Genomic DNA, 12,177 nt, shown 5'->3' with positions numbered 1-12,177 from the left:
CTCTACTGGCTTAGTTCACTAGCACACTGTTGAGTTCTCAAGCAACACACCTCGGACAATTCCGAACCTCGCAAGGACCGGCATCACCCGAAGCGAGTTATTCCTAGCAGTTTGTGTGGGACACCCACTCAATCGCTTGTCTGCGAGAGCTTGGTTCGTGTCCCGGCGGCCACCCGGTTTCCCTGGCGACTTGGAGAACTTTACATGGCCTTCCGGGGCCCGAAACAGGGGGGTACCTTAACCGCGTTCCCGCAGGTCAAGCCCCTGTTTCGGGCCTACGGAGCCGATCAGCCGCCGAGCGCGACGCCGGCGACGTTGCGCCGGCCCCGGCGGACGACGAGCCACTTGCCGTGGAGCGCGTCGGCTGCAGCGGGCTTCCACTCCTCGTCGGCGATCTTCACGTTGTTCACGTACGCGCCGCCCTCCTTCACCGTGCGGCGCGCGGCACCCTTGCTGTCCACCAGTCCCCCGGCGAGCAGCAGGTCGACGATCGTCGGTTCGCCCGACGGGTCGACCTCGCCGTTCGGCACCTCGGCCATGGCCGCGTCGAGCGTGCGCCCGTCGAGGTCGGCCAGCTCACCGCGGCCGAACAGGGCCTGGCTGGCGTTGATCACCTGCCGGGTCTGGTCCTCCCCGTGCACGAGGGTGGTGAACTCCTCGGCCAGCCGCTTCTGCGCCGAGCGCAGGTGCGGGCGCTGTTCGGTGTCCTCGGCCAGGGCGGCGATCTCCTCCTGGCCGAGGAAGGTGAACATCCGCAGGTAGCGGACCACGTCGGCGTCGCCCACGTTCACGAAGTACTGGTACCAGGCGTACGGCGAGGTCATCTCGGGATCGAGCCACAGGTTCCCGCCGCCGGTCGACTTGCCGAACTTGCGGCCCTCGGCGTCGGTGACCAGCGGCGCGGTCAGCGCGTGGACTCCCGCCCCCTCGGTGCGGCGGATCAGGTCGACACCGCCGACGAGGTTGCCCCACTGGTCGGACCCACCGACCTGCAGCTTGCAGCCGTACTGGCGGTACAGCTGCTGGTAGTCCTGCGACTGCAGGAGCAGGTAGCTGAACTCCGTGTACGACATGCCGTCGCTCTCGAGCCGCCGCTTCACCGTCTCCCGGTTGAGCATGACGTTGACCGAGAAGTGCTTCCCGACGTCGCGCAGGAACTCCAGGACGTTCTGCTGGCCGGTCCAGTTGAGGTTGTTCTCGACGACCGCGCCGGTCGGGCTGTCGTCGAAGTCGACGAACCGCTCCAGCTGGCCGCGGATGCGCCCGGCCCACTCGGCGACGACGTCGAGGGTGTTCAGCGTGCGCTCACCGGTGTCGCGCGGGTCGCCGATCATCCCGGTCGCGCCGCCGGCCAGCACGATCGGCCGGTGCCCGGCGCGCTGGAAGCGCTTGAGCATGAGCAGCGGGACGAGGTTGCCGGCGTGCAGGCTGGGTGCGGTCGGGTCGAACCCACAATAGAGCGTCACGGGACCCTGGTCGAGCTCGCGCCGGAGGGCGTCGATGTCGGTGGACTGCGCGATGAGGCCGCGCCAGGACAGCTCGTCGAGGATGTGTTCGCTCACGCCTGTAGATCCTCCCGCACCAGGTCAACCGACTAACTGGCGGGTCGGACCCGGCGCTTCCCGCCGCGGCGGTAGGTGGACACGGCCGGCGAGGCCCCGTCCCAGAACCGCCACGGCGTGTCGATCGCCGTCGCGACGCCGACGCGGGGGCCGACCCGGATCCGTTCGACGGGCACGCGCTCGCCGACGTGCAGCCGCACCGGCGACGCCGGATCCGTCAGGTCGACGCCGTTCTGCGCGCGGTCGACGCGCAGCACCGACGTGAGGATGGCCGGGCCCTTGGCCAGCTCGCCGGTCCCCCGGGCGTTCGGGCGGCGCTTGCGGACGACGTCGAGCCCGGAGACGACCTCGCCCGCGCGGAGCAGCACCGCGCCGGGCATGTCCTCGTGGGTGCCGACGACGTTGGCGCAGAAATGCATCCCGTAGACGAAGTACACGTAGAGGTGCCCGGCGGGACCCCACATGACGGCGTTGCGCGGGGTCCGGCCGCGGTAGCAGTGCGACGCCGGGTCGTCCTCGCCGCGGTAGGCCTCGACCTCGACCAGGCGGACGCCGACGGTGCCGTCGGGACCGGTCGACTCGATGACGGAACCGAGCAGCAGGTGGGCCAGGTCGACCGGGTCCAGGGCCAGTTCGTCGCGGGTGAACAACCGGCCTGCGTCGCCGCTCAAGCGTCCCCTCCTTCGGGAAGTTCCTGCGGTGACCAGCCTAACCAGCGGGCCGCCGCGGGCGTCCAACCGCCCCTTGAGCGATCGCTCAAAACTCTCTACAGTCGATTTGAGCAGTCGCTCAAACTCTGAGGGGAGCCGGCATGCGGCCGAAGTCGCTCTACGTCGAGACCGTGATCCGCACCGACCTGGACACGCTGTGGCAGCACACCCAGGACCCGGCGCTGCACCGCCGCTGGGACCTGCGCTTCGCCGACATCAGCCCGATCGACGGCCACGACGGCCACTTCCGCTACGCCTCGCGGTTCCTCGGGGTCACGGTCACCGGCGTCGGAACGAGCGCGGCGTCGCGCACCTGGCCGGACGGCTCGCGCACCTCGGTGCTGCGGTTCGCCTCCGCCGACCCGCTGTCGCTGATTAGCGCGGGTGCCGGGTTCTGGCGCTACACCCCGGCCGGCGACGGCGTCCGGTTCGTCACCGGGTTCGACTACGGCACCCGCTGGGGCCGGTCCGGGCAGCTGGCGGACCGGGCCTTCCGGCCGGTGTTCGGGTGGTTGACGGCGTGGTCGTTCGACCGGCTCCGGCTCTGGCTTGAGACCGGCACCCCACCGGAGGACCAGGCGCTGACCGCGCCGTCGGCCGCTCGCTGCGTCCGGACGCGCCCGCGTGATCGCGCGGTTTCCCAGGTCGGAGCGCCCGCGTGACCGGCGTCCTGGAACGCTCGCTCGGCGCGGACTTCGCGAACCTGCACCCCCGGATGCGGGAACGGCTCGCCCTGTGCGGCACGCGAGGCATGATCGGCCACGGCGTGATGGACCGGATCTGGCGCGGCCCGGGGTTCACGCTGCCGTTCCTGTGGCTCGGCTCGACCCGGCACATCCTCTTCCCCGAGCACGGCCGGAACGTGCCGTTCACCATCGAGAACTACCCGTACGTGGATCGGCACGGCCGGGAAACGGTGTCGTTCGTGCGCACCTTCGAATTCCCGGGACGGCGGCGGCGCTTCGACGCGCAGATGGTGCACAGCGCCGGGCACGGGCTCGTCGACTACCTGGGGACGCACCAGCACCTGGCGGTGGACCTCGCCGTGTCGGCACGACCGGACGGCGGGTTCCGGATCCGCTCCGGCGGATTCCGGCTCCGGGAAGGGCCCGTGCGGGCGCGCCTGCCGCGGGCGCTCACCGGCACCGCGCAGGTCGACGAGTGGTTCGACGCGGCTAGCGAGCGGTTCCGGATCGAGGTCGCCGTCGTCCACCCGCGCTTCGGGCCGGTGTTCGGCTACGAAGGCAGCTTCGCCGCCCGGTTCGTCGACGTCGGCGGCGGGGTGAGCGGCGCGGTCAAACCGTTGCGTGAGAAGGTCATGGACTGATGAGCAGAAGCCGGAACCCCAGTTCGCAGCACACGAAGCAGCGGCTCGTGGACGGCGTGCTGGAGGTCATCCGGCAGCAGGGCATCACCGCCGTCTCGGCGCGGTCGGTCGCCGCCGCGTCGGGGGTGAACCAGGCGCTGGTCTTCTACCACTTCGGCAGCGTCGAAGAGCTCGTCGCGCAGGCTTGCGTCACCACGACCGAAGCCCGGGTCGCGCTGTACCGCGACCGCTTCACCGAGGTGAGCACCGTCGGTGAACTGCTGGCGCTGGGGCGCGAGATCCACGCCGGTGAACGCGCCGAGGGGAACATGGCGCTGCTGGCCCAGACCCTGGCCGGGGCGCAGGGCGGCGGCCGCCTCGCGGAGGCGACCCGCGAGGCGCTCGACAAGTGGATCTCCGAGGTCCGGGCGACGCTGGAGCGGGTGCTCGCCGGCTCACCCCTGGTCGAGTTCGCCGATCCCGACGGGCTGGCCCGCGCCGTGTCGGCGGGCTTCCTCGGGCTGACGTTGTTCGAGGCGGTCGACCCCGGCGGCGCCGAGCGGGCGCTGACCGCGCTCGACCAGCTCGCCGCGCTCGTCGACGTCGTCGAGAGCCTCGGCCCGGTCGCCACCCGGGCGTTCCGGGCGAAGCTGCGGAAGACCGGCCAGGCGCGCAACGCCTGACCGGCCTTCCGGCTCAGCTCAGTTCAGCCATTGGCGGGCCGCGGTGACCCGGTCTTCGAGCCGCGCGCGCTGTTCCGCGACGCGAATCGGTGCCGTGCCGCCCCGGGCGTCACGGGAGTTCACCGAGCCCTCGACGGTCAGGACCTCGCGCACCGCGGGCGTCAGCGCCGGGTTGATTTTCTCGAACTCTTCGTCGGTGAGCTCGTCCAGTCCGACACCGCGGGCCTCGGCGACGCGGACGCTCTCCCCCGCCGCTTCGTGCGCGACGCGGAACGGAACCCCTTGGCGCACCAGCCATTCCGCGATGTCGGTGGCCAGCGTGAACCCGGCCGGGGCCAGCTCGGCGAGCCGGTCGGTGTGGAAGGTCAGGGTCGCGAGCATGCCGGAGATGGCCGGGAACAGGAGCTCGAGCTGCTCGACCGAGTCGAACACCGGCTCCTTGTCCTCCTGCAGGTCCCGGTTGTAGGCCAGCGGCTGCGCCTTCAGCGTCGCCAGCAGGCCGGTGAGGTTGCCGATCAGCCGGCCCGACTTGCCGCGGGTCAGCTCGGCGACGTCCGGGTTCTTCTTCTGCGGCATGATCGAGCTGCCGGTGGCCCAGGCGTCGTCCAGCGTCACGTAGCCGAACTCGGCGGTGTTCCAGATGATCACCTCTTCGGCGATCCGGGACAGGTTCACCGAGAGCATCGCGACGGCGAAGGCGAACTCGGCGACGAAGTCGCGCGAAGCGGTGCCGTCGATGGAGTTCTCGACGCTGGTCGTGAAGCCGAGCTCCGCGGCGACGGCCTCCGGGTCGAGACCCAGCGACGAGCCGGCCAGCGCGCCCGAGCCGTACGGCGACTCGGCGGTGCGGACGTCCCAGTCCTGCAGGCGGGAGACGTCACGCAGCAGCGCCTGGCCGTGGGCCAGCAGGTGGTGCGCGAGCAGCACCGGCTGGGCGTGCTGCAGGTGCGTGCGGCCGGGCAGGATCGCGTCCGGGTGCCGCTTGGCCTGCGACACGAGCGCGTCCACGACTTCGAGGGTGCCCGCGACGACCCGGCGGGCCGCGTCCCGCAGCCACATCCGGAAGAGAGTGGCCACCTGGTCGTTGCGCGAACGGCCGGCGCGCAGCTTGCCGCCGAGCTCGGTGCCGGCCCGCTCCAGCAGGCCGCGCTCGAGGGCGGTGTGGACGTCCTCGTCGGCGATCGTCGGGGTGAAGGCGCCGGAGGCGACGTCCTGGGCCAGCGTGTCCAGCGCGGACAGCATGCCGGTGAGCTCGTCTTCGGTGAGCAGGGCCGCCTTGCGCAGCACCCGGGCGTGCGCGCGGGACCCGGCGATGTCGTAGGGCGCCAGGCGCCAGTCGAAGTGCGTCGACGCGCTCAGCGCGGCCATGGCCTCCGCCGGACCGCTGGCGAACCGGCCGCCCCACAACTGGACCGGCTGCTCGTTCCCGCTCACTGTTCTCGCTTCTCCTAGGTCTGTTTCGTGGTTCAGGCTTGTGCGGTGATCCTGCCGGGCCGCGTGAGGTGCTCGGCCGCGGGCTGGTCGTCGCGCGGTTCGAGGGCGGTCACCCGGTCGCCGTGCAGCAGCAGCCGCACGTCGCCGGTGACCGTTTCCTGGGCGTCGGCGACGAAGCTGTCCAGCGCGTGCTTCAGCGGTGAGAACCACTGGCCGTCGCGGACCAGGGTGGCCCATTCGCGGTCGACCTGCCGCTTGAACCGGGCCAGCCCGGGTTCGAGGGTGGCCCGCTCGAGCGCGCGGTGCGCCGTGACCAGCGCGAGTGCACCCGGAGCCGCGAACGTCCGTCCGTCTTCGGTTCGGTGCTTCCCGGCGCCCTGCGCTGCCACCTGGCGGTTCAGCCTCCGCAAAGCCTCGGCGACCGAGACCGTCTCGCCGTCGACCGCCACCGGGACCCCGCGGTCGAAGGTCACGATGACCTCGTCCGGGGCGAGGAACTCGCCTTCGGCGGGGAACCGCCACCGGTCGCCGGGCTCGACGACGTAACTCCAGAGCGTCCGCTCGGCGGAGGGGACACCGGGCACCGCGAGCGCGTTGGCCTGGATCGCCGGGAGGCAGTGGTCTTCGGCGAACGTCTCGACGTCGCGGACGGACCCGCCGGCCGGCTTCGCAGCCGCCGAGGTGACCTCCCGGCCGGTACCGGCGAGCACGATCATGGCGTTCCTTCGTCTCCGTGTTCCACGACCGAGCGGTGGGCCAGTGCGGCGAAGCGTTCGGCGAGTTCCTTGCCCGACAAGGGTTCCCGGGCGATCACCGCGACGGTGTCGTCACCCGCGATCGACCCGACGACCTCTTCCAGCGCCGCCCGGTCGATGGCGCTGGCCAGGAACTGCGCCGCGCCGGGCGGGGTCCGCAGCACCATGAGGTTGCCCGACGAGTCGGCCGAGACCATCAGTTCCGCCAGCAGCCGGGACAGCCGTGACGTGCCGCCCTGGACCCCGCGGACCGGGCTGCCGTCCTCGGGGATCACGTACACCGGCGCGCCGGAGTCCGGGCCGCGCAGCTTGACCGCGCCCAGCTCGTCGAGGTCGCGCGACAGGGTCGCCTGGGTGACCTCGATGCCCTCCGCGGCCAGGAGCTTCGCGAGCTCGGTCTGGCTGCGGATGGTCGTGGACGAGACCAGCTCGGTGATCCTGGCCTGCCGCCCGACCCGGCTGCTGGTCACGGCCGGCTCTTTTCGGATCGGCTCTCCTGGAACAGCCAGACGAGCAGGGCCTTCTGGGCGTGCAGGCGGTTCTCGGCCTCGTCCCACACCGCGCTGGCCGGGCCGTCGAGCACCTCGTCGGTGATCTCCCAGCCGCGGTGCGCGGGCAGGCAGTGGAGCACGATCGCGTCGTCCGCCGCCTTCTTCAGCAGCTCGGTGTTGACCTGCAGGGCGCGGAACGGGCCGACCCGGTCGAGCCCGTCGTTCTCCTGCCCCATCGACGTCCAGGTGTCGGTGACGAGCACGTCGGCGCCGGCGACCGCGGCGTACGGATCGGTGAACACCGTGGCCGTGCCGCCGGTCTCCTCGCCGCGCGTCTTGGCGTCGAGGATGACCTGCTGGTCGGGCTGGAACCCGAGCGGCGAGACCACCCGGACGTGCATCCCGGCGGTGACACCGCCCAGCAGCAGCGAGTGCGCCATGTTGTTGGCGCCGTCACCGAGGTAGACGAGGGTGAGCCCGGCGAGCTCGCCCTTGCGCTCCCGGATCGTCATCAGGTCGGTGAGCACCTGGCACGGGTGGAACTCGTCGGTCAGCGCGTTGACCACCGGGATCGACGCGGCCGTGGCCATCGCCTCGATGCGCTTCTGCGCGAAGGTCCGCCACACGATCGCGTCCACGTACCGCGACAGCACGCGGGAGGTGTCCTCGATCGTCTCTTCACGGCCCAGCTGCATGGAGCGGCCGTCGACGATCACCGGGTGCCCGCCGAGCTGGCTGATGCCGACCTCGAACGAGAACCGGGTGCGCGTCGAGTTCTTCTCGAAGATCGCGGTGACGGACTTCCCGGCCAGCGCGCGGTTGCCGAGCGGGTCGGCCTTCAGCGCGTCGGCGAGGTCGAGGATGGCTTTCTGCTCGGCGGGACTGACGTCGTCGTCGCGGAGGAAGTGGCGGGGCATCAGTCGGAGTCCTTCGTGGTGGAGTCGAGCGCGTTCGGAAGTGCGGCGAGGAAGCCTTCGGCCTGGGCCGCGTCGAGCACGAGCGGCGGTGCGAGCCGCACGGTGTCAGGCGCGACCGGGTTCACGAGGTAACCGGCGTCCTGGACGGCCTTGGCCACCGCCCCCGACACGGGCTGCCGCAACGCGATCCCGAGCAGCAGGCCGGCGCCGCGCACCCCGGCGACGAGCGGGTGGCCGAGTGCCTCGACGCCGGCGGCGATGTCCTTGCCCAGCGCGGAGACGTGGTCGAGGAGGTTGTCCGCCGCGATGGTCCGGAGCACGGCCAAGCCCGCCGCGCAGCAGACCGGGTTGCCGCCGAAGGTGGTGCCGTGCTGGCCGGGCTTGAGCAGGTCGGCCGCCGCGCCGACGCCGATCACCGCGCCGAGCGGCAGGCCGCCGCCGAGGCCCTTGGCCAGGGTGATCACGTCCGGCACGATGCCGGCCTGCTGGTAGCCGAACCAGGTACCCAGCCGGCCGAGGCCGGTCTGGACCTCGTCGAGCACCAGCAGCGTGCCCGTGGCCTTGGTGATCTCGCGCGCGGCCTGCAGGTAGCCGTCGGGCGCCGGGATCACGCCGGCCTCGCCGAGCACAGGCTCCAGGAACACGGCCGCGGTGTCGGTGTCGACGGCCGCCTTGAGCGCCGCGACGTCCCCGAAGGGCACGTGCTCGACGCCAGGCACCAGCGGCTTGAACGGGTCGCGCTTGCCGGGCTGCCCGGTGAGCGTCAACGCGCCCATGGTCCGGCCGTGGAACGCGCCCTCGGCGGCGATCATCTTGGTGCGCCCGGTCAGCCGGCTGATCTTCAGCGCGGCTTCGTTCGCCTCGGCACCGGAGTTGACGAACAGCACCTTGCCGTTGCCGTGCAAACCGGCCACGTCGAGCAGCGCCTCCGCGAGCTCGACGGCGACCGGGTTGACGTACAGGTTCGACGTGTGGCCCAGCTGCGAGATCTGCTCGGTGACGGCGCTGACGACCGCCGGGTGCGCGTGGCCGAGTGCGTTGACGGCGATGCCGCCGACCAGGTCGACGTACTCCTTGCCGTCGGCGTCCCACACCTTCGCGCCCTCGCCGCGGACCAGGGTCAGCGCGGGGGTGCCGTAGTTGTCCATCAGCGCGGACTTCCAGTGCTGCTGGCCATCCGCATTGGACTTGAGGTCGGTCACGGGAGCTCCGTTTCGGGGAAGACCATGGTGCCGACGCCGCGGGAGGTGAAGACCTCGAGCAGCACCGAATGGGCGAGGCGGCCGTCGATCACGTGCGCCCGGCGGACGCCGCCGCGGATGGCGCGCACGCACGCCTCCATCTTCGGGATCATGCCGCTGGCCAGGCCGGGCAGCATCGGCTCGAGGTGGTCGACGCGGATGCGGTCGATCAGCGACGAGCGGTCCGGCCAGTTCGCGTAGAGGCCCTCGACGTCCGTCAGCACCACGAGCTTTTCGGCGCCCAGCGCGGCCGCCAGCGCGCCGGCGGCGGTGTCGGCGTTGACGTTGTGGACCACGCCGTCGACGTCCGGGGCGACCGTGGACACCACCGGGATGCGCCCGGCGTTGACGATGTCGAGCACCGCGTCCGGGTTGACCTCGGCGACCTCGCCGACCAGGCCGATGTCGACTTGTTCACCGTCCACAGTGGCCTGTTTGCGCTCGGCGGTGAACAGCCGGGCGTCCTCGCCGGAGATGCCGACCGCGTACGGCCCGTGGGCGTTGATCAGCCCGACCAGCTCCCGGCTGACCTGCCCGGTGAGCACCATCCGGACGATATCCATCGTCTCCGGCGTGGTGACCCGGAGGCCGCCCTTGAACTCGCCGGACACGCCGAGCCGGTTGAGCATCGCGGTGATCTGCGGGCCGCCGCCGTGCACGACGACCGGACGCAGGCCGGCCAGGCGGAGGAACACCATGTCCTCGGCGAAGGCCGCCTTCAGGTTGTCGTCGATCATGGCGTTGCCGCCGTACTTCACCACCACCGTGGCTCCGTGGAACCGCTGCAGCCAAGGCAGCGCTTCGATGAGCACCCCGGCCTTTTCGGCCGCTGTCGCCAGTCTCTCGTCCGCGGAAATCAGAGCCTCCGAGCCGGTCATGAGGAGTACGCGCTGTTCTCTTCGACGTAACCGTGCGAAAGATCGGTGGTGTAGACCGTGGATTCGGCCGACCCGACACCCAGGTCGACCAGGATCTCGATGGCCCGGCCGGTGAGGTCGGCTTCGGACCGGTCGGCGGCCGGCATCCCCTTGGCGAACAGGGTGACGCCGTTGACCGCGATCGACACGGTCTCCGGGTCGATGCGGGCCGGGACGCGGCCGAGCGCCATGGCGATCCGGCCCCAGTTCGGGTCGGAGCCGAACAGTGCCGTCTTGACCAGGTTGTCCTCGGCGATCGTGCGGGCGACCGCGATCGCGTCGGCCTCCGACTCGGCGCCCTGCACGGTGATGTCGACGTCCTTCGTCGCGCCCTCGGAGTCGGCACGCAGTTGGAGCACCAGGTCGCGGCTGACGGCGGTGATGAGCTCGGCGAGCTCCGCCTCGGTGGGCTCGACACCGCTGGCACCGGAGGCCAGGACCAGGACGGTGTCGTTGGTGGACGTGCCGCCGTCGACGTCCAGGCGGTCGAACGTGACGTGCGTGGCCGCGCGCAGGGCGCGGTCGAGGGTTTCCTTGTCCGCCACGGCGTCGGTGGTCAGCACCGAAAGCATGGTGGCGAGGTTCGGCGCGAGCATGCCGGCGCCCTTGGCGAACCCGCCGACGCTCCAGCCGGAATCGTGCTTCGCGAACGCCTGCTTGGGTTTCGTGTCGGTGGTCATCACCCCGGTGGCGGCGTTCAGGCTCGCTTGGTCGCTCGCGTCGAGGGCCGCGACGGCGGTGCCGACCCCGGCCAGTACCGCGTCCATCGGCAGGCGTTCGCCGATCAGGCCGGTCGAGCAGACGGCGACCTCGATCGCGCCGGCGCCGAGCGCCTCGGCGACCTTCTCGGCCGTGGCGTGGGTGTCCTGGAAGCCGCCGGGGCCGGTGGCCGCGTTGGCACCGCCCGAGTTGAGGACGACGGCTTTGAGCCGCTGCTGCTTCAGCACCTCCTGCGACCACAGCACCGGCGCGGCCTTGATCACGTTGCGGGTGAACACGCCCGCCGCGACGTCGAGCGGGCCGTCGTTGACGACCAGCGTGAAGTCGAGCGCGCCGGAAGCCTTGATCCCGGCGGCGACGCCGGCGGCGCGGAAGCCCTGGGGGCCGGTGACGGTCACGGTGCCACTCCTACGGTGGAAAGCCCGGTGGTTTCGGGGAGGCCGAGGGCCAGGTTCATCGACTGGACGGCACCGCCGGCGGTGCCCTTGGTCAGGTTGTCGATCGCGGCGACCACGACCAGGCGCCCCGCGTCGGCGTCGATCGTGACCTGCAGCTGGACGTTGTTCGAGCCGAGCGTCGCGGAGGTGGTCGGCCACGCGCCTTCGGGCAGGAGCTGGACGAACGGCTCCGTGTCGTAGGCCTTCTCGTAGACCTCACGGGCGGCCGCCGCGTCGACGCCCTCCTTCAGGCGGGCGCTCGCCGTGGTGAGGATGCCGCGCGGCATCGGGGCGAGCACCGGGGTGAAGGACACGGTGACGCGCTCACCCGCCACGGCGGAGAGGTTCTGCGCGAACTCCGGGGTGTGGCGGTGGGCGCCGCCGACGCCGTACGCGCTCGCCGAGCCCATCACCTCGGAACCGAGCAGGTTCGGCTTCAGGCTCTTGCCCGCACCGGAGGTGCCGGTGACCGCGACGACGGTCACGTCCGGCTCGACCAGACCGGCCGCCAAGGCGGGAGCGAGGGCGAGCGAGCCACCGGTCGGGAAGCAGCCCGGCACGGCGACACGCTTCGTGCCGACGAGCTTCTCGCGTGCGCCCGGCAGTTCGGGGAGACCGTACGGCCATTGACCGGCGTGGTCGCCGCCGTACCAGCGCTGCCAGTCGGCGGGGTCGGCCAGCCGGTGGTCGGCGCCGAGATCGACCACCAGGACGTCCGGGCCGAGCTGCGCCGCGAGTGCCGCGGAGTGCCCGTGGGGCAGGGCCAGGAAGACGACGTCGTGGCCGGCGAGGGTCTCCGGCGTCGTCTCCGACAGGACGCGGTCGGCCAGGGGGACCAGGTGTGGCTGGTGGACGCCGAGCTTCGTGCCGGCGCTGCTGGCCGCCGTCAGCGCGCCGATCTCGACCTCGGGATGGGTCAGCAGCAGGCGCAAGAGTTCGCCGCCCGCGTACCCGCTGGCTCCGGCCACCGCGATGTTCACCGTCATACGCATGATTATGCACGC

13 protein-coding genes are annotated in these 12,177 nt (G+C 71.5%); 3 read left to right on the top strand and 10 right to left on the bottom strand.

Annotated elements, in window-relative coordinates; genetic code table 11:
• Nucleotides 1-287: 287 nt before the first annotated feature.
• Nucleotides 288-1,562, bottom strand: a complete 1,275-nt coding sequence (gene tyrS / locus ACIOD2_RS36525) for a tyrosine--tRNA ligase (RefSeq protein WP_400548838.1) — start codon at nucleotides 1,560-1,562, stop codon at nucleotides 288-290.
• Nucleotides 1,563-1,594: 32 nt separating this feature from the next.
• Nucleotides 1,595-2,233, bottom strand: coding sequence for a DNA-3-methyladenine glycosylase (locus ACIOD2_RS36520; RefSeq protein ID WP_400548835.1), 639 nt, complete (start codon nucleotides 2,231-2,233; stop codon nucleotides 1,595-1,597).
• A 140-nt stretch (nucleotides 2,234-2,373) separates the two neighbouring features.
• On the opposite strand from ACIOD2_RS36520, the gene ACIOD2_RS36515 reads away from it, so the two are divergent.
• Genes ACIOD2_RS36515 through ACIOD2_RS36505 form a run of 3 tightly spaced genes read left to right on the top strand, consistent with a single transcriptional unit; the run spans nucleotide 2,374 to nucleotide 4,261 of the window.
• Nucleotides 2,374-2,934 carry a hypothetical protein gene (locus ACIOD2_RS36515; RefSeq protein WP_400548832.1) on the top strand — a complete coding sequence of 187 codons (561 nt, stop codon included), beginning with the start codon at nucleotides 2,374-2,376 and terminating at the stop codon, nucleotides 2,932-2,934.
• Nucleotides 2,931-3,599 (top strand): DUF4166 domain-containing protein, encoded by a 669-nt coding sequence (locus ACIOD2_RS36510; RefSeq protein ID WP_400548829.1) that lies wholly within the window; start codon nucleotides 2,931-2,933, stop codon nucleotides 3,597-3,599. Before ACIOD2_RS36515 ends, ACIOD2_RS36510 begins: the two co-directional genes overlap by 4 nt.
• Nucleotides 3,599-4,261 (top strand): TetR family transcriptional regulator, encoded by a 663-nt coding sequence (locus ACIOD2_RS36505; RefSeq protein WP_400548826.1) that lies wholly within the window; start codon nucleotides 3,599-3,601, stop codon nucleotides 4,259-4,261. Before ACIOD2_RS36510 ends, ACIOD2_RS36505 begins: the two co-directional genes overlap by 1 nt.
• An 18-nt stretch (nucleotides 4,262-4,279) precedes the next feature.
• On the opposite strand, the gene argH is transcribed toward ACIOD2_RS36505, so the two are convergent.
• From argH to argC, 8 genes are read right to left on the bottom strand one after another with little or no spacing between them, the layout of a single operon-like run.
• The gene (gene argH / locus ACIOD2_RS36500; protein WP_400548823.1) at nucleotides 4,280-5,695 is read right to left on the bottom strand and encodes an argininosuccinate lyase; all 1,416 of its coding nucleotides are present in this window, start codon (nucleotides 5,693-5,695) and stop codon (nucleotides 4,280-4,282) included.
• A gap of 32 nt (nucleotides 5,696-5,727) precedes the next feature.
• Nucleotides 5,728-6,411 carry a hypothetical protein gene (locus tag ACIOD2_RS36495; protein ID WP_400548820.1) on the bottom strand — a complete coding sequence of 228 codons (684 nt, stop codon included), beginning with the start codon at nucleotides 6,409-6,411 and terminating at the stop codon, nucleotides 5,728-5,730.
• Nucleotides 6,408-6,920, bottom strand: coding sequence for an arginine repressor (locus ACIOD2_RS36490; protein ID WP_400548817.1), 513 nt, complete (start codon nucleotides 6,918-6,920; stop codon nucleotides 6,408-6,410). Before ACIOD2_RS36490 ends, ACIOD2_RS36495 begins: the two co-directional genes overlap by 4 nt.
• On the bottom strand, nucleotides 6,917-7,858 hold the full coding sequence (gene argF, locus ACIOD2_RS36485) for an ornithine carbamoyltransferase (RefSeq protein ID WP_400548814.1): 942 nt from the start codon (nucleotides 7,856-7,858) through the stop codon (nucleotides 6,917-6,919). Before argF ends, ACIOD2_RS36490 begins: the two co-directional genes overlap by 4 nt.
• Nucleotides 7,858-9,060, bottom strand: a complete 1,203-nt coding sequence (locus tag ACIOD2_RS36480) for an acetylornithine transaminase (RefSeq protein ID WP_400548811.1) — start codon at nucleotides 9,058-9,060, stop codon at nucleotides 7,858-7,860. The genes argF and ACIOD2_RS36480 overlap by 1 nt, the downstream gene beginning before the upstream one ends.
• Nucleotides 9,057-9,977 carry an acetylglutamate kinase gene (gene argB / locus ACIOD2_RS36475; protein ID WP_400548808.1) on the bottom strand — a complete coding sequence of 307 codons (921 nt, stop codon included), beginning with the start codon at nucleotides 9,975-9,977 and terminating at the stop codon, nucleotides 9,057-9,059. The genes ACIOD2_RS36480 and argB overlap by 4 nt, the downstream gene beginning before the upstream one ends.
• Nucleotides 9,974-11,134: a bifunctional glutamate N-acetyltransferase/amino-acid acetyltransferase ArgJ gene (argJ, locus tag ACIOD2_RS36470; protein WP_400548805.1), complete on the bottom strand. Its 1,161-nt coding sequence runs from the start codon at nucleotides 11,132-11,134 to the stop codon at nucleotides 9,974-9,976. The genes argB and argJ overlap by 4 nt, the downstream gene beginning before the upstream one ends.
• Complete coding sequence (argC, locus tag ACIOD2_RS36465; protein WP_400548802.1) at nucleotides 11,131-12,159, bottom strand: N-acetyl-gamma-glutamyl-phosphate reductase; 1,029 nt, start codon at nucleotides 12,157-12,159, stop codon at nucleotides 11,131-11,133. Before argC ends, argJ begins: the two co-directional genes overlap by 4 nt.
• Nucleotides 12,160-12,177 lie beyond the last annotated feature (18 nt).

It is taken from the genome of Amycolatopsis sp. NPDC088138 (assembly GCF_044741685.1).
GTDB lineage: Bacteria > Actinomycetota > Actinomycetes > Mycobacteriales > Pseudonocardiaceae > Amycolatopsis.
Note: the sequence above shows the minus strand (reverse complement) of the source record. Positions and strands in the feature narration are given on the sequence as shown.